Here is a 16,523-nt window from a genome sequence, read left to right on the forward strand (position 1 = left end):
GCACACTCACACGTCGCGGCGCCTCACGACGAGAACGGCGAGTGCGACCGTGATCAGCGGCCAGAGCGTGTACACGAGCCAGGAGCCAGAGACTGTGGCGGTGTAGCCCAGGGATCCGGGCTCCGGCCCCCAGGTTTGGATCAGGCGGTTCCAGGCGGCCGACACCAGCGCGTGTTTGATGTCCGCCGACCAGCGGCTGCTCTCCGAGAACATGGGGGGCAGCATCATCAGGGTGAAGATGCTGGTGACCATGGTCCCGGCGGTATGCCGGAGCAAAACACCGAGACCCAGACCGACCAGGGCGCAGACCGGCGCCAGCAGCGCGGAGGCCACCAGCGCCCGGAGCACCCCGGGGTGGGTGATCGGAAGGTCGGCATGGTGCCCGTTCAGGATGGCCTGGGAGATCAGGAAGGAACCGGTGGAGGCGGTCGTGCCGACCGCGGTCCACAGTGCGGCGGTGACGGCTGCCTTGGCCAGCACGATCGAGCCGCGGGCCGGGACGGCCACGGTGGTGGTGCGGATCAGCCCGCTGCTGTATTCGCTCACGACGGTGAGGGCGCCCATGCTGCTGGCGACGAGGATCAGCGTCCAGTAGCCGGCCGGCGGATAGGCGTCGTAGGGCCGGAAGTCAGCGGGGCCGGAGGGCGCGGCTTTGTCCGCCAGCGTGGCCACGGCGGTGGACCCGATGACGAACAGGAGGGTGAGTGCGATCGTCCACGGTGTGGACCGCAGGGACCGTGTCTTGATCCACTCGGCGGCGAGCAGGTCGCGGAAGCGGGCGGGCGGCGCGGTGACGGGGGTGGTCCGGGGGGCGGAGGTGAGCGTGGTCATCGGGGCTGTCCTGCCAGGTATTCGGTGCTGTCGGCGGTGAGTTCCATGAAGGCCGCCTCCAGTGAGGCGGTGCGGGTGGTCAGCTCGTTCAGCTGGATACCGTTGTCGAAGGCGAGCGCCCCGATCCGGTCGGCCGGGAGCCCGGTCACGGCGAGTTTCTCTACGCCGGTCGAGCCCTCCGGCTCGACCGAGGCGCCCGCCGCGGTCAGCACGGCTGCCAGCTCGGCGGCCTGCGGTGTCCCCACCACAACGCTGCTACGGGTGCTGCGGGCCGCGAAGTCCCGTACCGACTCGGCGGCTATGAGGCGGCCCCGGCCGATGACGACCAGATGGTCGGCGGTGTTCTCCATCTCCGACATCAGGTGGCTGGAGAGGAAGACCGTGCGCCCCTCGGCGGCCAGGCGCCGGAAGAGCCGGCGTACCCAGAGCACACCCTCCGGATCCATGCCGTTGATCGGCTCGTCGAACATGAGCACGGGCGGGTCGCCGAGCAAGGCGGTGGCGATGCCGAGGCGCTGCTTCATGCCGAGGGAGAATCCGCCGATGCGGCGGTTTGCCACCTCAGCCAGCCCCACCTCATGAAGCACCTCGCCCACCCGGCGCCGCGGGATGCTGTTGCTGCGGGCCAGAGCGGACAGGTGGGCCGCAGCGCTGCGTCCGCCGTGAACCTGTCCGGCGTCGAGGAGGGCACCGACGTGCCGCAGTCCGCGCGGGTGGCGGTGGAAGGGGACGCCGCTGACGGTGGCGGCGCCGGTGGTGGGCGCGTCCAGGCCGAGGATCATCCGCAGGGTGGTGGACTTGCCGGCTCCGTTGGGGCCGAGGAATCCGGTGTTTCATCACGGTGGCCACCGCCAAGTCGCACGTGTCACGGCTGCTCACCAAACTGGGCGCCCGGGACCGGGTCCAGCTCGTCATCACCGCCTATGAGATGGGGCTCGTCACCTTGTCTCGCTGAAGTATGGGGGTCATGCCGCTGGGACCTGCGGTCCCCCAACACGCTGAAGTCGACGTCGAGGTGGGTGCCGTAGTCCTCCGGGGTGACCCCTATCTCAGGGGGCACCGGCTCCTGTCCGTCCTTCACTCTGGAGTGGGACGACCCGGGGTTGGACCGGAAACCCGACTTCGACTTCATGGGCCCGGATTTCCACCCCTGACCTCGGCGGCCCGCTCCAGAGCACTGTGAGCCAGCCTGCGGGAGACGGCGATCGGGTCGGGGGCGGCCGACAGGCCGTAGAGCACGGTGGCGCCCTCGTGCAGCAGGAGCAGCTCGTCGGCCAGCTCATCCGGCTCCGCGACGCCCGCCTCCTCGCACAGTTCCCGCAGGTAGCCGCGCAGCCAGCGCTTCTGGTCGGCGATCACCTGCCGGGCCGGATGCCCGGCATCCGGCAGCTCGGCGGCGGCGTTGACGAAGCCGCAGCCGCGCGGGTTCTCGCGGCGCATCCACCCGGCGAGCGCGTCGAAGGTGGCCAGGACGCGGTCCGCCGGGGGCGACTTGTCGACTTCGGCGGTCAGCCACGCCCGCCACCGCTGGTCGCGCTCGCGCAGATACGCGGCGATCAGGGCTTCCTTCGAGCCGAAGCGCTCGTAGAGCGTCTTCTTGGTGACCCCGGCGCGCTTGGCGATCAGGTCCACGCCGACCGCGTTGATCCCCTGCCCGTAGAACAGCTCGGCGGCGGCGTCGAGGACGCGGCGTGCCGCGGGCGTGAGGGTTTCCATGGCCCGATCGCCTCCCGGGCTTGACGGGTAAACCGATCTGTTTAGTCTAGTACCCAGGAGAGTAAACAGACCGGTATACCCATCGCCCACCGGAACGAGGACATCCCATGCCTGTCAGTGCGGTCACCTCCATCGGGCTCGTCGTGATGTGGAGCTCCGGCTTCATCGGGGCCGAGCTCGGCACCCGGCAGGCCCCCGCGGACACCCTGCTGATGTGGCGCTTCCTCGTGGCCGCCGTCCTCCTGTACGGCGCCTGGCTGCTGCTGCGACGGCGCAGGCTGTCCCCGCGCGCCATGGCCGAGCAGGCGGCGATCGGCGCGCTCTCGCAGGGCGGCTACCTGGGCGGGATCGTGTGGGCCGTCGGGCTCGGCGTACCGTCCGGCACCGCCGCGCTGATCGCCGCGTTGCAGCCGCTCGCGGCGGGCGCGCTGGCCGGGCGGCTGCTCGGGGAGACGGTCAGCCCGCGCCAGTGGGCCGGGCTCGCGATCGGGCTGGGCGGGGTCGCGCTCGTCGTACGGGACGATCTGTCGGCAGGGCCGGACGCGGCACCGGGGTGGGCATACGGGCTGCCGTTCGCGGCCATGGCGGCGCTGCTGGGCGCGAGCTTCCTCGAACGGCGGGCGCGGGCGCCGCTCGCGCCCGTGGACGCCGTCCCCCTCCACTGCGTCACCAGCGCCCTGCTGTTCACCGCGATCGCCGTGGTGGGCGGCCATGCCGCGCCTCCGACGGGCGGTGCCTTCTGGGCGGCGGTGGCCTGGACCGTTCTGTTGTCCACGGTGGGGGGCTACGGCTTCTACTGGCTCAGCCTGCGGCGCAGCGGCGTCACCCGCACCAGCGCGCTGATCTATCTGACCCCGCCGACCACCGTGGTGTGGGCGTACGCGATGTTCGGCGACGCGCCGGGGGCGGTGGCCCTGGTCGGCATGGCGGTCTGTGTGCTCGGGGTGACGGCCGCCGCCCACCGATCCGACCGGCCTGTTCAGCCGGCCGATGGCTCCGCGAAGGATCTGCCCCCGGACGGGCAGATCGACTGGCCTATCCCAGGAACGCCGCGGTCGTCGCCACGAACCGGTCGGCATCGTCAAGCCACGGGACGTGCCCGGCCCCGGGCTGAATGACCAGCTCGGCGTGGGGAAACAGCCCGGAGAACTCGGCCATCGCGGGAGGAGGAGAATTCAGATCGGCCTCCCCGGCGAGCAGGAGCACCGGCGAGGCGAACCGCGCGAGTGCCGCGCGGGTGGCGTCCGGGTCGAAGGCGCCGTCGGCGCCGAAGACAGCAGCGGCCTCGTCGTTCCTCTGCTCATCGCCGGCAGCCTGATGGGCCTGAGCCGCCTCGTCCCAGCGACCGTAGGAGAACGGGGCGATGGCCTGCCAGCTGTCGTCGGTCGCCTTGCCCTGCACAATCGCTTCCAGGGCCGCGAACGCCGCCGGGAACCACGGCTCGTCCCGGCGGAGCCGGGCCGTCTCGAGCCGGACGTCTGCGGTGACCGTGATACCGACGGCCCTGACGCTCGGCGTGATCAGCGCGAGCTTGCCGACGCGCTCCGGATGGCGGCCCGCGTACAGCACCGCCGGATTCGCGCCGGCGGAATGCGCGAGCAGGTCCATGCGGTCGAGGCCCAGATGCTCGCGCAGGGCGTCCACGTCATCGACGAGCCGGTCGCAGCGGTAGGAGCCGGCCTCCTCCGGTATCGCCGACTGACCGGTGCCCCGAAGATCCAGCATGATCAACTGCCGGTGCGCGGACAGCCCGCCGAGGTCCCCGAGGTATGCCGAGTCCTGCATCGGCCCACCGGGCAGGCAGACCACCGGCGGGCCGTCTCCGAACACGTGGTAGGCAAGCTTGGTTCCGTCGTGCGCGGAGAAGGTAGGCATGGCCGAGACCCTGTCAGCGGCGTGCGGGCAGGGCAACTGGGTTTCTGACCTGCGTGAGGGACGTCAGCCGCACTGCCAGGTGAACATGGCCGCCTCGAAGCGGCCCGCGGCAAGGTCGTCCGGGCGGATCAGCCAGTACAAGGCTCCCGCGTCGCCCCACATCATGTCCGCGTCCTCGTCCGAGTCGAACTGCGCGAGCAGCACCCAGCGCTGCGCCTCCTCCTCGATACGCGGATCCCGCCACGGCACATCACCGCCCAGCGCGCCGTGGGCCACCTCGATCTCCACGGCGTCCTGAACGCACTGCGCATGGCCGCCGATCTGATGCGCGGCGCCGCTCTGGTGGTCCCAAAGTGCCCCCTCGAACGCGTCCGGGAGGTCGGACGGACCGAACGCGGCCTGCTTCAGCGCGAGCGACGCGAAGTCGGGGGCGCTCGGCTCCATCCGGACGGTCAGCGGCACCGCCGGGTACGGGGTGAGACCGGCCGGCGCGGGCCGCTCGGGCGCCTCGGCGGACTCGGGCGGCAGGTGGATGACGCGGGCACCCGCCCAGGTGTCCGGGTCGGCGGTGTCGACCAGGGCGTCGTCGTCCTCGTCGCCGTAGTAGAAGAAGGCCAGCCAGCCGTCCGTGGGGAGCGGTATGTCGAGTTCGCCGGTGGGCAGCGCGGCGCAGTCGACCGCCGCCACGAAGCCCAGCGGTCCGTGGCCCTCCCATACCGGCCACTCCGTGCCCCCGGGCAGCCGGGGCAGCCCGCCGAGCCGGCCGACGACCGGATCGCCGGCGTGGGCCCTCCGCAGGTGGGCCGCCGGGCGCAGCAGACCGGCCCAGCGGTCGGCGAGGTCGGCGGGCAGATGGGCGTGGGCCAGGGTGCGCAGCGCGTCAGGGGCGGGCGTGGCGATCGTCATGCGCGCCATGATGGCGGGCGCCACTGACAACGGCGGCAGGGACCACCGTGGTGGTGACGACCGCGGCAGGCAAGGAGTGGGTCAAGGAACCGTAAAGCGGGGCCGTTCGTTACCCCGGGCATGACCGCAATGACTCCCGGCTCGAACATCCCCCTCTCCGTCACGCGCGTGGCGGTCGACGTCACCGCGCCCGTGCGGCTCGACGTATCGGGCCTGCTGCTCACCGCCGACGGCAAAGTCCGCTCGGATGACGACTTCGTCTTCTACAACCAGCCCACCGCGCCCGGGGTGACCCACCGCGCCGGGGCCGGAGGCGCGGGTGACACGATCACCGTCGACACCGCCGCCGTCCCCGCCGAGATCGACAAGATCGTGGTGACAGCGAGTCTGGACACGCCCGGTGCGACCTTCGCGGGCACGGAGCCGACCGCCACCGTGCGCGGCGCGGATGACGGTGCCGTGATCGCGACCTTCACCCCGCCCCGGCTCGGCCCGGAGACCGCGCTGGTGGTCGTGGAGGTCTACCGGCGCAATGGGGTATGGAAGGTCCGCGCGGTCGGGCAGGGGTATGCGAACGGGCTGGCGGGCATCGCCACCGACTTCGGCGTCTCGGTCGAGGAGCCCGCCGCGCCGGCCGCGCACGCCACCCAGACGCCGCCCCCGCCGAGCGGCCCGCCCGCCGGTTTCCAGCCCCCGCCGCCGATGCCGGCCGCCCCGCCGCCCGCTCCTCCGGCCGCCGCGCCGGCCCCCTCCACCGGCAAGATCAACCTCGACAAGGGCCGGGTCAGCCTCCAGAAGAACCAGACGGTCTCCCTGGTCAAGGGCGGCCGCCCGCTGCTCACCTCCGTCAAGATGGGCCTCGGCTGGGAGCCCGCCTTCCGGGGCGCCGACATCGACCTCGACGCGTCCGTGATCGCCTACAGCGTCGACCGCAAGAAGATCGACGCCTGCTTCTTCGGCAAGCTCGCCATCCTCAACGGCACCATCCAGCACTCCGGCGACAACCTCACCGGCGAGGGCGGTGGCGACGACGAGACCATCACCGTCCACCTCGGCGGCCTCCCGCCCGAGGTCACCGGCCTGGTCTTCACCGTCAACTCCTTCTCCGGCCAGAAGTTCACCGACGTGGCCAAGGCCTACTGCCGCCTGGTCGACGCCGGGACGGGCGAGGAGCTGGTCCGCTTCGACATCACCCACGCCGAGCCGCGCACGGGCGTCATGATGGCGAAACTGATCAAGCAGTTCTCGGGTGAGTGGGAGATGACGGCCCTGGGCGAGTACGTGGACTCGCGCACGGTGCGAGGCATGGTCAAGCCGGGCGGAAAGGCCCTCTGAGCCCTCAGCCGTCCCGCTGAGCGGATGCGGTGAAGTTCGCCGCTGATCCCTCGCCGTTCGGCCTGGCCGAGGGCTTGGACGCCGAGAAGGATCAGCACTTGACTTCACCGTGACCGCTGAGGTCGAGCCCCAGGCGACAGGAAGCCACACCGACGGTCCGTTGACCGCAATGGAGCGGCAGGCGGCTGCCGATGTCTCGTCGGCAGCCGCGCAGCGGCAGAGCGAGCGGGACCATCTCGCGGAGCTGACCGCCGAGCACGAGGTCCGGCACGGGGCGCTGAGCCGTGCGGAAGTCAGCGCGGCACAAGGCTCTTCCGCGTCCGGAACCGCCCCCGGGCCCGGTGGGCCGCACAGTCGGATGATGAACCGCGAAGCACGGACTTCGGCATCGAGACTGCCGTCATCCGGGTCAGCCAGGCCGGGACGGACGCGCCGATCACATGACCGCGGGCACCCCCGACAGCCCGGCCACCCGGGCCAGCCGCCGGTAGGAGTCCAGCAGGGCATCGCGGTCGTACGTACTCGTGGTGACCAGCACTTCATCGGCGCCGCTGCGCTCGATCAGGGAGTCGAGCGCGGCGGCGACCTCGTCCTCCGTGCCGTGCAACTGGCCCCGCAGGCCGCGCTCGTAGAAGCCGCGCTCCTTCTCGGTCATCGCGCGGGCCTCGATCTCCTCCGCCGGGCCGAGCGGCGGGAAGGCGCCGTGGGTGCGGGAGTGGGCCATCGCCCAGGCTTCGGGGATGAGGAGTCGCCGGGCTTCCTCCGTCGTCCCGGCGACTGCCACGTTTCCGGAGACGGCGACGTACGGGGCCGACGACCAGGCCGAAGGGCGGAAGCCCGCCCGGTAGCGCTCGATCGCGCGCAGCATCTGGTCCCGGCCGCGGAGATCGCCGATCACGAGGGACAGCCCGGCGGCTGCCGCGACGTCGGCGCCCGCGCCCGTGGCGAGGACGAAGGCGGGGGGCCGCAGGCCCTCCGCCGGGTGGGCGTGGACCTGAGGGTGGGCGCGTTGCTCGCCGGTGAACCAGCCGAGCAGCTCGGCCAGTTGGGCGCCGAAGTCCTGGGCGGCGTCCTTGTCGGCGCCGAGCGCGCGCCGGATGCCGTCGGTGAAGCCGACCGAGCGGCCGAGGCCCATGTCGATCCGGCCCGGGAAGAGGGATTCGAGCACCCCGAACTGCTCGGCCACCACCAGCGGACGGTGGTTCGGCAGCATCACGCCGCCCGTGCCCACCCGGATGCGTACGGTGGCGGCGGCCACGGCGGCGGCGAGCACCGTGGGCGCCGAACCGGCCACTCCGGGCACGCTGTGGTGCTCGGAGACCCAGAACCGGTGGTAGCCGAGGGCCTCGGCCTGCTGGGCGAACCATACGGTGTCACGCAGCGCCTGTGACCCCTCCCGGCCCTGGCGGGTGCGGGAGCGGTCCAGGACCGAGAAGCGGGTGGTGCGCGGGCGTGAGGTCACCCTCACCTCAACAAAGCCGGGCCGGGAGGATTCCCGGCCCGGCTTCGTCAGCGCTGGCGGCGCCAGGGGCCGGTGATCGCGAGCATGATGCCCGGCTCCTGGATGTTGGCGAAGAGGGTCTTCCCGTCGGGCGAGAAGACGACGCCGGTGAACTCGCTGAACTCCGGCTGGTCCGCGGTGCCCATGTTCAGCTCGTTGCGCGCGATCGGGTACGTCCGGCCGTCGTCGGTCGCCCCGAAGAGGTGCTGGATGCCCTCGCCGTCCTCGGCGATGACCAGACCGCCGTACGGCGAGACGGTGATGTTGTCCGGGCCGTCGAAGGCGCCGTCCTTCGACGGGTCGGGGTTCACGCCGAACAGCACCTTCAGGGTGAGGGTGCGCCGCTTGGGGTCGTAGAACCAGACCTGGCCGTCGTGCTGGACCGGGCTCTCCTCACGGGCGAACGAGGAGACGATGTACGCGCCGCCGTCCGCCCACCACATGCCCTCGAGCTTACGGGCCCGGGTGATCTGGCCGGCGGCGAACTGCTTGCGCACCGGCACCGATGTGGCGTCGCGGTCCGGCACCGTCTCCCAGTCCACGCCGTAGACCGTGCCGGTCCTGGTGGCGCGGGAGAGGTCGTCGACGAAGTTGCCGCCGGAGTCGTAGCACTTGGGCGCCTGGAGCACACCCGCGTCGTCGGCCAGCGTGCCCAGCTTGCCGCGCCCGTGCTCGAAGCCGTGCGGCGGAACCCAGCGGTAGAAGAGGCCGTTCGGGCCGGAGGCGTCCTCGGTGAGGTAGAGGTGGCCGCGTTTGGGGTCGACCACGACGGCCTCGTGGGCGTACCGGCCCAGGGCCTTGATGGGCTTCGGATTCCGGTTGGCCTTGCGGTCGTGCGGGTCGACCTCGAAGACGTAGCCGTGGTCCTTGGTCATGCCGTGCTGGCCGGCCTTGTCCTCGGTCTCCTCGCAGGTCAGCCAGGTGCCCCAGGGGGTGCGGCCGCCCGCGCAGTTGGTGGAGGTGCCCGCGATGCCGACCCACTCGCTGACGTGGTCGCCGTGCTTGGAGACCTCGACCACGGTGCAACCGCCGGAGGCCGCCGGGTCGTAGACCAGGCCCTCGGTCAGCGGCACCGGATGCGGCCAGTCGGAGCGGGGGCCCTTCAGCTCGTGGTTGTTGACCAGGAGCGTCGTGCCGCGCGTGCCCTCGAAGGTGGCGGTGCCGTCGTGGTTGGACGGGGTGGACTCGCCCGACTCCAGCGTCGTCTCACCGGTACGGGTGATGATCTTGTAGCTGAACCCCTCGGGCAGGGCCAGGACGCCCTTCGGGTCGGCGACGAGCGGGCCGTAGCCGAGCCGCGCACCGCCCTGGCCGGCGACGTCGGTCTGGCCGGTCTCACCGGCGGCGAGCGCGCCGGGCGCGGTGGCGAGCACACCGGCGCTGCCGACCAGGGCGACCCCGGCCACCCCGGCCCCGGTGTACGCGGAACGCTTGGCGAAGTCTCTTCGGGTGAGCGGCATGTCATCTCCTGAGCGGCGGGGACGGTCCTCCGGACTGCGGGCACAGATTCGCGTCCCCGGCCGAACAGCAGTTGAACGAGACGCGACATCGACGGGCCAATGGGCCGTCCGCCCACGACCGTCGGGCGCGCCTGACGTCATCGGGCTTGCCGTGCCGGGGCTCCGCCCCCTGCCCCCGCTCCTCAGTCGGGGCTCCGCCCCGGGCCCCGGACGCCCCTCGGCCGTGTCCTCGAACGCCGGACGGGCTGGATCCTGCCCGGCCGGGCTCGATCGGTCTCCCGGCGCCCCAGGAGCGGGGCAGGGGCGGAACCCCGGCGAGGTTCCGGGCTCACGGCGTCAGGCCCGTGAGCGGGCCTTGAAGGCCGCCTTGCGGGCCTCCTTCGCCGCCTTCTTGTCCGGGTGCAGCCGGCCCATCGCCTCCAGGACCTCCGCGGTCGCCGGGTGGTCCACCCGCCAGGCCGAGTCGAAGAAGCTCCCGGTCTGGTCGACCAGCCCCCGCACCAGATCCCGCAGTTCCTCGGAGTCGCCCTCGCTGGCGAGCTGTGCCGCGAGCGTGTCCACGGTGAGCCAGAAGACCATCTCCTCCGAGGGCTCCGGGATGCCCGCCACCCCGTGTTCGGCCAGCCAGACCCGGGCGAGCCCGCCCAGGTACCGGTCGTCCAGCACCTCGCGCAGGGCGGGCTCGGCCGCCCCGCCGACCAGGGAGAGCGTCTGCTGACAGGTGAGGCGGCGCAGCGGCGCGTCCTCGTCGTCCCCGCGCGCCGCGGCCAGCAGTTCGCGGGCGGCCTCCTCGGGCGTACGGCGCGCGAGCCACTGTTCGGCCTCGGCGTGCGCGGCGGGCTCGGGGTGGCCGGGCAAGGCGTCCAGCAGGACGTCGGCGCCCCGGTCGGCCAGATCGCCGACGGCCGGGGCGTCGATACCCGCCTCGACCATGCGGGACCGTACGGCGTAGACGCCGAGCGGGGTGAGCCGGACCATGCCGTAGCGGGTGACGTCCTCCTCGTCGTCGATCGGCCGGGCGGCCTCGGGGCCGTTGATCCGGCCCTCGCCGTCGACCTCCTCGATGAGCGCCTCGTCCACCGGCTGGTAGTCGATGAGACCGGTCGGCGCGAGCAGCCGGAACTGGTCGTCCAGCCGCACCATCGCCTCGGAGACCTCCTCCAGGATGTCGTCGGTGGGCTCCTCCATGTCATCCGGGATGATCATGGAGGCGACGAGCGCGGGCAGCGGCACGGAGCCGACGGCCGCCTCCTCGTCCAGGGCGGTCAGCAGATACAGATTGCCCAGCACCCCGTCGAGGAACTCGGCCTCTTCCTCCGGGTTCCAGTCGATCGCGTCGAGGTCGAGCTCACCGCCCTCGCTGATCCGGTCCACGATGTCGCCGAGGTCGGGCGCGGCGGCGTCGGCGAGCACCGTCGCGAATCCGTCGAGCCAGATGTCCAGGATGTCCTGGGGGCTTCCCTTGGTGATCAGGGCGAGCTCCTCCCCGCTGACCGCGCGGGCGGACGGCTCGTTGTCGTGCTCGTCCTCCCCGCCCGACCCGGATGCGTCGGAGACCTCGGTTCCCTCGGGCTCCTCGATCTCGACCAGCCCCGTGTCGACGGCCAGCTGCCACGCCTGTGCCGTGTACTCCGGCCCGTCCTCGTCCTCCGCGAGCCCCAGCAGCTCGACCGCCGCCCGCAGATCGTCCGCCGGCAGCACCCCGCCCGACCCCACCGGCTTTCCCGGCTCGACCCAGCGGGCGAGCCGCACCGCGCGGGCGAGGAGCGGCGCGGCGAGCGCGTCCCGCGCGAGTTCCGCGTCGGTGCGCAGCCGCACGGGCGGCATGGTGGGGCGGTCTTCGGGCATGGGCGGGGTCATCTCCTCGGAGGTGCGGACAGCGCGGGCACGGCTGCGTACGCAGGGCCCGGCCAAGGGTGCGTCTCGCGGACCATGCGGGCCGGGCTCGCGGGGGCTGATCCGTAAGACGCCCCCCAGCGTAGACGGAACACGGCGGCACTTTCGTCCCGATGTGGCCCCACGGAGCGCCAACCGGTGAATTCGGCCATGGACGGCCAGGTCGGCCCGGGAGGCCAGATCGTTCAGGGGTTCCCCGTTCATCCGTCCGACCCGTGGCATACATGGTTCCGCCCTTGACAACTGCCGTGGCAAAGCAAGAGATTGACGCGCGTAGAGGCCCACTTTCCCTCTGTTCACTCCTTTCCGGAGGCCACCACCATGTCCCCTCGCGCCCTGCGCGGACCCGTCGCCGTCACCGCCGTCGCCGCCTCGGCCCTCGCGGCCGGGCTGCTCGTCGCGCCGTCGTCCTCGGCTGCCGCCGCCGAGATCCGCATCCACGACATCCAGGGCAGCACCCGAATATCCCCGTTGGCCGGAAAGCAGGTGACAGACGTCCCCGGCACGGTCACGGCGATACGTGCCTTCGGCTCGTCGCGCGGCTTCTGGATCCAGGACGCCAAGCCCGACCGGGACCCGGCCACCAGCGAGGCGGTCTTCGTCTTCACCGGTTCCACCACGCCCTCGGTGACCGTCGGGGACTCGGTCCTGGTCTCCGGGACGGTGTCCGAGTACTACCCGGGCGGCGCCGGCGCCGGTCTGCAGTCGCTGACCGAGATCTCCAAGGCGACCTGGACGGTCCAGTCCTCCGGCAACGGGCTGCCCGCCACCTTCAGGCTCAACCCCTCCACCGTCCCCGATCGCTACGCGCCGGACGCCGGAGGCGGCTCCATCGAGGGGCTGACGCTGCACCCCCGCTCGTACGCGCTCGACCGGTACGAGTCCCTGGAGGGCATGCGGGTCTCGGTCACGGACGCGCCCGTGGTCGGCGCGACCACCCCGTACAAGGAGCTGTGGGTCACCGCCGAGCCCCGCCACAAGCGCACCGCGCGCGGCGGCGCCCTCTACGACACCTACCGCGACCCGAACGCGGGGCGGGTGAAGGTCGTCTCCCTCCTCCCGTACGCCCAGCGCCCCTTCCCCGTCGCGGACGTCGGCGACGAGCTGACCGGCACCACCGAAGGCCCGCTGGACTACGACAACTTCGGCGGCTACACGCTCGCGGCCACCGCGCTCGGCGATCTCGCCGACCACGGCCTGGAGCGGGAGCGGACGCGCAAGCAGCGGTCCGACGAACTCTCCATCGCCACCTACAACGTGGAGAACCTCTCCCCCAAGACCGCCCAGTCGAAGTTCGACCGGCTCGCCTCGGGCCTGGTGAACAACCTCGCCTCGCCCGACATCGTCGCGCTGGAGGAGGTCCAGGACGACAACGGCGCGACCAATGACGCGGTCGTGAGCGCCGGCGCCACGCTCAAGAAGCTCACCGACGCCATCGCGGCGGCCGGAGGTCCCTCGTACGAGTGGCGCCAGATCGATCCGGTGGACGACCAGGACGGCGGACAGCCGGGCGGCAACATCCGGGTCGCCTTCCTCTACAACCCCGAGCGGGTCTCCTTCACCGACATCCCGGGCGGCGACTCCACCACGCCGGTGACGGTCGAGGCGAAGGGCGGCAAGGCCGGCCTGTCGGCCTCCCCCGGTCGTATCGACCCTGCGAACGGCGTCTGGAAGGACAGCCGCAAGCCGCTGGTCGGGCAGTTCTCCTTCCGTGGCCGTCCGGTCTTCGTGGTCGCCAACCACTTCAACTCCAAGGGCGGCGACCAGAGCCTCGACAGCCGCTTCCAGCCCCCGGCCCGCTCCTCGGAGACCCAGCGCACCGGCCAGGCCACGGCGGTGAACACCTTCGTCAAGCAGCTCCTGGCCACCGACCCGAAGGCCGCGGTCGTCGTCGCGGGCGATCTCAACGACTACCAGTTCTCGCCCGCGCTGGCCGACCTCACCAAGGGCGGGGTGCTGACCGACCTGGTCACCCGGGAGCCGCGCGCCGAACGCTACGGGTATGTCTACAACGGCAACTCGCAGGTGCTGGACCACATCCTCACCAGCCGCGCCCTGCGCCGACCCGACTACGACATCGTCCACATCAACGCCGAGTTCTCCGACCAGTCAAGCGACCACGACCCGCAGGTGGTGCGGGTGCGCCCATGATCCGGGTGCGCCCCTGATGAAGGTGCGCCCGTGATCCGGGTGCGCCCCTGATGAAGGTGCGCCCCTGATGAGGGTGCGGCCCCTGATGAGGGTGCGGCCCCTGATGAGGGTGTCCGGAGCCCGGTCGCGTACGGCGTCCGGCGCTCCGGAGCATCGGCATCAGGGGGGCACATGGCGGCACGCGGACGACGGTGGACCGGCCCGTTGGCGGCCCTCGGCGGGGCGCTCGCCCTGGCCCTGGGCCTTGCGGCGCTCATGCTCTTCCATTCGCCGCACAGCGACGCCCGCCCCTCGGCGGTCGACCGCGCCGAGCAGCGAGCCCACCTCTCCCCCGGTCAGAACCCCCCAGGCCGGGCGCTACTACATCCCGGAGGGCTGCCCGCGGGACCGGTCCGTCCGCCGCTGCTCGCGGCGGACGCGGAAGTGACGGACGGCCTGGTCGCCGCCTGGAAGGGGGCGACGACCGGGCCGTCCGTTGTGAGCTGAGCCCGAGACGATCAGTCGTTGCTGTGCAGCGCCGCGTTCAGCCCGCCCCACGAGCCCGTGCGCGGCAGCGCCTCGACCGCGCCGGTGACGCACTCACGCCACCCGCTCCGCCACGACGACCCGCTGGGCCGACACCACGAACAGATGACGGCCCAGCCGACCGGAACACCCTGAAACGATCAGTCGTTGCTGTGCAGCGCCGCGTTCAGCCCGCCCCAGGAGCCCGTGCGCGGCAGTGCCTCGACCGCGCCGGTGATGGAGTTGCGGCGGAAGAGGAGGTTGTTGGCGCCGGACAGCTCCAACGCCTTGATGATCTTGCCGTCGGGCAGCGTGATCCGGGTGCCCGCGGTCACGTACAGGCCCGCCTCCACGATGCAGTCGTCGCCGAGCGAGATGCCGAGACCGGCCTCGGCGCCGAGCAGGCAGCGCTCGCCGATGGAGACGATCTGCTTGCCGCCGCCCGACAGGGTGCCCATGATCGACGCGCCGCCGCCGATGTCGGAGCCGTCGCCGACCACGACGCCCGCGCTGATCCGGCCCTCGACCATGGAGGTGCCCAGCGTTCCGGCGTTGAAGTTGACGAAGCCCTCATGCATGACGGTGGTGCCGGCGGCGAGGTGCGCGCCGAGCCGTACCCGGTCGGCGTCACCGATGCGGACCCCGGCCGGGACCACGTAGTCGGTCATCCGCGGGAACTTGTCGACACTGGTCACCGACAGCTGGAGCCCCTCGGCGCGGGCAGCCAGCCGGGCGCGCTCCACCTGGTCGGGGGCGACCGGACCGAGCGAGGTCCAGGCGACATTGGCGAGCAGGCCGAACTGGCCGTCCAGGCTCAAGCCGTGCGGCTTGACCAGCCGGTGGCTGAGCAGGTGCAGCCGGAGGTAGACGTCATGCGCGTCGAGGGGCTTGTCGTCGAGCGAGCCGATGACGGTGCGCACGGCCACGATCTCGACCCCACGGCGCGGGTCGGGGCCGAGGGCCTTGAGGGCGGCGTCGCCCAGCAGGCTTGCGGTGCGCTCGGCGTCGAGCCGCTCGGTCCCGGCCGGACCCGGCTCATCGGTCAGCTCGGGGGCCGGGAACCAGGTGTCGAGAACGGTGCCGTCCTCGGTGAGCGTGGCCAGACCGGCGGCGACGGCGCCGGTGGCGGTGGTGCGGGTAGTGGCTGCTGCATCGGTCATGGTCAGAACGCTAACCGGAGGCGGGCCCGGGAGGCGAACCGGTCTCAGCGACCGGGCTCAGCGGGTCCGGCGCGTACCGGTCGTAGAGGCGCGCGAAGACCTCGGGCTGCTCCAGCGACTGGGCGATGATCGCCGCGTCATCGTGCGGCGCATGGTCCGGGACGCGGCGCGGCGGTGGATCGGGGTCGGTCACAGGGGCTCCGTATCCGGTGCGTCAGGTGGTGCGGGGATCGATGTGTCACCCCCTGTTCCCCGCACGCCGCGAACGGGTTCACGACGCCCCGTCAGCCGGTCACCCTCGCCAACGCGACCCGCGCCTCCTCACGGTCGAACGGCCGCCCGGTGAGCAGAATCTGCAGCATCAGCCCGTCGATCAACGCCCCCAGCGCCCGCGCGACCCCGAGATCCCCGGTGCGCCTGGCCAACACCGCGGCCACGTCATCGAGATACGCGGCGGCGATGGGCCGCACCGCCTCCCGGCGCAGGGCGGCGAGATACAGCTCGTACTCCAGCTCCAGCCGCGTCCGGTCCCCCACCAGCCACTCCTCTATCACCCGCGCCAGCTCCTCCGCGAGCGGCACCTCGGGATCGGCCTCCCGCTCCCAGCGCTCCATGTCGGCCAGGCACTCGGCGCTGACCTGCCCGAGCGCGGCCACCAACAGGTCGTCGAGCGTGGCGAAGTGATACGTCGTCGAGCCCAGCGGCACATCCGCCACAGCGGCCACGGACCGATGGCTCAGCCCCTCGATACCTCGCTCCCCCACCACCGTGATCGCCGCATCGATGATCCGCTGCCGCCGCCCGGGATCGTAGCGCCGCCCCATCAGTGCGCCCCGCCGAGATTCAGCACGACCACCCCGGCGATCACCAGCAGCACCCCGATCACCTTCGCGGCGGTCACCGCCTCCCCGAAGAAGACCATGCCGATCGCGGCGATGACGGCGGTCCCGGCCCCGGCCCATATGGCGTACGCGGTGCCCATCGACACCGTCTTGAGCGTCAGCGCGAGCAGCATAAAGGCGATGAGATAGCCGACTGTCGTGCCCACCGAGGGCCAGAGCCTGGTGAAGCCGTCGCTGTACTTCATCGAGGTGGTCGCGAGGATCTCGGCCAGGATGGCCCCGGAGAGCATCACATATCCCATGCGTACGAGCGTACACAACGATGCGTACGGTCGTACACATAGAG

At 71.9% G+C, this 16,523-nt stretch carries 16 protein-coding genes and 1 pseudogene; 5 read left to right on the plus strand and 12 right to left on the minus strand.

All coding sequences use genetic code 11. The features are described 5' to 3' along the window. Nucleotides 1–6: 6 nt before the first annotated feature. Together ABZU99_RS11615 and ABZU99_RS11620 are read right to left on the minus strand one after the other, a co-directional pair. Nucleotides 7–831, minus strand: a complete 825-nt coding sequence (locus ABZU99_RS11615; protein ID WP_355939768.1) for an ABC transporter permease — start codon at nt 829–831, stop codon at nt 7–9. Then, nucleotides 828–1,619 (minus strand): ATP-binding cassette domain-containing protein, encoded by a 792-nt coding sequence (locus ABZU99_RS11620; protein WP_356047489.1) that lies wholly within the window; start codon nt 1,617–1,619, stop codon nt 828–830. The genes ABZU99_RS11615 and ABZU99_RS11620 overlap by 4 nt, the downstream gene beginning before the upstream one ends. 47 nt (nt 1,620–1,666) lie before the next feature. Between ABZU99_RS11620 and ABZU99_RS11625 the strand changes: the two are divergent. Continuing rightward, nucleotides 1,667–1,786, plus strand: a pseudogene (locus tag ABZU99_RS11625) (DNA-binding response regulator); the annotation flags it as partial. Between the two features lie 173 nt (nt 1,787–1,959). Here the strand turns inward: ABZU99_RS11625 and ABZU99_RS11630 are convergent. Continuing rightward, complete coding sequence (locus tag ABZU99_RS11630) at nt 1,960–2,547, minus strand: TetR/AcrR family transcriptional regulator (RefSeq protein WP_355939755.1); 588 nt, start codon at nt 2,545–2,547, stop codon at nt 1,960–1,962. A 107-nt stretch (nt 2,548–2,654) separates the two neighbouring features. Between ABZU99_RS11630 and ABZU99_RS11635 the strand changes: the two genes are divergently transcribed. Further along, the gene (locus ABZU99_RS11635) at nt 2,655–3,665 is read left to right on the plus strand and encodes a DMT family transporter (protein ID WP_355939752.1); all 1,011 of its coding nucleotides are present in this window, start codon (nt 2,655–2,657) and stop codon (nt 3,663–3,665) included. Here ABZU99_RS11635 and ABZU99_RS11640 read toward each other — a convergent pair. Both ABZU99_RS11640 and ABZU99_RS11645 read right to left on the minus strand, forming a co-directional pair. Continuing rightward, on the minus strand, nt 3,583–4,422 hold the full coding sequence (locus tag ABZU99_RS11640; protein ID WP_356047402.1) for an alpha/beta hydrolase: 840 nt from the start codon (nt 4,420–4,422) through the stop codon (nt 3,583–3,585). The genes ABZU99_RS11635 and ABZU99_RS11640 overlap by 83 nt on opposite strands. A gap of 63 nt (nt 4,423–4,485) precedes the next feature. Further along, nucleotides 4,486–5,328 carry a YwqG family protein gene (locus tag ABZU99_RS11645; protein ID WP_356047401.1) on the minus strand — a complete coding sequence of 281 codons (843 nt, stop codon included), beginning with the start codon at nt 5,326–5,328 and terminating at the stop codon, nt 4,486–4,488. Nucleotides 5,329–5,457: 129 nt separating this feature from the next. On the opposite strand from ABZU99_RS11645, the gene ABZU99_RS11650 reads away from it, so the two are divergent. Next, complete coding sequence (locus ABZU99_RS11650; RefSeq protein ID WP_355939871.1) at nt 5,458–6,663, plus strand: TerD family protein; 1,206 nt, start codon at nt 5,458–5,460, stop codon at nt 6,661–6,663. 436 nt (nt 6,664–7,099) lie between these two features. On the opposite strand, the gene ABZU99_RS11655 is transcribed toward ABZU99_RS11650, so the two are convergent. From ABZU99_RS11655 to ABZU99_RS11665, 3 genes are all read right to left on the minus strand, one after another. Continuing rightward, a complete protein-coding gene (locus tag ABZU99_RS11655) occupies nt 7,100–8,125 on the minus strand; it encodes an MsnO8 family LLM class oxidoreductase (RefSeq protein WP_356047400.1) in 1,026 nt (341 codons plus the stop codon). Nucleotides 8,126–8,172: 47 nt separating this feature from the next. Further along, nucleotides 8,173–9,624 (minus strand): alkaline phosphatase PhoX, encoded by a 1,452-nt coding sequence (locus ABZU99_RS11660; protein ID WP_355939740.1) that lies wholly within the window; start codon nt 9,622–9,624, stop codon nt 8,173–8,175. 336 nt (nt 9,625–9,960) lie between these two features. Continuing rightward, complete coding sequence (locus tag ABZU99_RS11665) at nt 9,961–11,472, minus strand: hypothetical protein (RefSeq protein ID WP_356047398.1); 1,512 nt, start codon at nt 11,470–11,472, stop codon at nt 9,961–9,963. A gap of 369 nt (nt 11,473–11,841) precedes the next feature. Here ABZU99_RS11665 and ABZU99_RS11670 point away from each other — a divergent pair, with 369 nt between their 5' ends. Together ABZU99_RS11670 and ABZU99_RS11675 are read left to right on the plus strand one after the other, a co-directional pair. After that, on the plus strand, nt 11,842–13,671 hold the full coding sequence (locus ABZU99_RS11670; RefSeq protein ID WP_356047396.1) for an endonuclease/exonuclease/phosphatase family protein: 1,830 nt from the start codon (nt 11,842–11,844) through the stop codon (nt 13,669–13,671). Nucleotides 13,672–13,842: 171 nt separating this feature from the next. Beyond that, nucleotides 13,843–14,157, plus strand: a complete 315-nt coding sequence (locus tag ABZU99_RS11675; RefSeq protein ID WP_356047395.1) for a hypothetical protein — start codon at nt 13,843–13,845, stop codon at nt 14,155–14,157. 179 nt (nt 14,158–14,336) lie between these two features. On the opposite strand, the gene dapD is transcribed toward ABZU99_RS11675, so the two are convergent. From dapD to ABZU99_RS11695, 4 genes are all read right to left on the minus strand, one after another. Next, nucleotides 14,337–15,335 (minus strand): 2,3,4,5-tetrahydropyridine-2,6-dicarboxylate N-succinyltransferase, encoded by a 999-nt coding sequence (gene dapD / locus ABZU99_RS11680; RefSeq protein WP_355939729.1) that lies wholly within the window; start codon nt 15,333–15,335, stop codon nt 14,337–14,339. Between the two features lie 10 nt (nt 15,336–15,345). After that, on the minus strand, nt 15,346–15,528 hold the full coding sequence (locus ABZU99_RS11685; protein ID WP_356047392.1) for a hypothetical protein: 183 nt from the start codon (nt 15,526–15,528) through the stop codon (nt 15,346–15,348). 91 nt (nt 15,529–15,619) lie between these two features. Beyond that, on the minus strand, nt 15,620–16,159 hold the full coding sequence (locus tag ABZU99_RS11690) for a TetR family transcriptional regulator (protein ID WP_356047391.1): 540 nt from the start codon (nt 16,157–16,159) through the stop codon (nt 15,620–15,622). Then, a complete protein-coding gene (locus ABZU99_RS11695; protein WP_356047389.1) occupies nt 16,159–16,479 on the minus strand; it encodes a multidrug efflux SMR transporter in 321 nt (106 codons plus the stop codon). The genes ABZU99_RS11690 and ABZU99_RS11695 overlap by 1 nt, the downstream gene beginning before the upstream one ends. Between the last annotated feature and the right edge of the window lie 44 nt (nt 16,480–16,523).

This window comes from Streptomyces sp. NPDC005266 (assembly GCF_040607655.1).
In the GTDB taxonomy this organism is placed as follows: Bacteria; Actinomycetota; Actinomycetes; order Streptomycetales; family Streptomycetaceae; genus Streptomyces.

What these genes read in the sequence shown, in the direction of transcription:
- ABZU99_RS11615 (WP_355939768.1), bottom strand. Translation starts at nt 831, where the DNA reads ATGACCACGCTCACCTCCGCCCCCCGGACCACCCCCGTCACCGCGCCG.
- ABZU99_RS11630 (WP_355939755.1), bottom strand. Translation starts at nt 2,547, where the DNA reads ATGGAAACCCTCACGCCCGCGGCACGCCGCGTCCTCGACGCCGCCGCC.
- ABZU99_RS11635 (WP_355939752.1), top strand. Translation starts at nt 2,655, where the DNA reads ATGCCTGTCAGTGCGGTCACCTCCATCGGGCTCGTCGTGATGTGGAGC.
- ABZU99_RS11640 (WP_356047402.1), bottom strand. Translation starts at nt 4,422, where the DNA reads ATGCCTACCTTCTCCGCGCACGACGGAACCAAGCTTGCCTACCACGTG.
- ABZU99_RS11645 (WP_356047401.1), bottom strand. Translation starts at nt 5,328, where the DNA reads ATGACGATCGCCACGCCCGCCCCTGACGCGCTGCGCACCCTGGCCCAC.
- ABZU99_RS11650 (WP_355939871.1), top strand. Translation starts at nt 5,458, where the DNA reads ATGACTCCCGGCTCGAACATCCCCCTCTCCGTCACGCGCGTGGCGGTC.
- ABZU99_RS11660 (WP_355939740.1), bottom strand. Translation starts at nt 9,624, where the DNA reads ATGCCGCTCACCCGAAGAGACTTCGCCAAGCGTTCCGCGTACACCGGG.
- ABZU99_RS11665 (WP_356047398.1), bottom strand. Translation starts at nt 11,472, where the DNA reads ATGCCCGAAGACCGCCCCACCATGCCGCCCGTGCGGCTGCGCACCGAC.
- ABZU99_RS11670 (WP_356047396.1), top strand. Translation starts at nt 11,842, where the DNA reads ATGTCCCCTCGCGCCCTGCGCGGACCCGTCGCCGTCACCGCCGTCGCC.
- ABZU99_RS11675 (WP_356047395.1), top strand. Translation starts at nt 13,843, where the DNA reads ATGGCGGCACGCGGACGACGGTGGACCGGCCCGTTGGCGGCCCTCGGC.
- dapD (WP_355939729.1), bottom strand. Translation starts at nt 15,335, where the DNA reads ATGACCGATGCAGCAGCCACTACCCGCACCACCGCCACCGGCGCCGTC.
- ABZU99_RS11690 (WP_356047391.1), bottom strand. Translation starts at nt 16,159, where the DNA reads ATGGGGCGGCGCTACGATCCCGGGCGGCGGCAGCGGATCATCGATGCG.
- ABZU99_RS11695 (WP_356047389.1), bottom strand. Translation starts at nt 16,479, where the DNA reads ATGGGATATGTGATGCTCTCCGGGGCCATCCTGGCCGAGATCCTCGCG.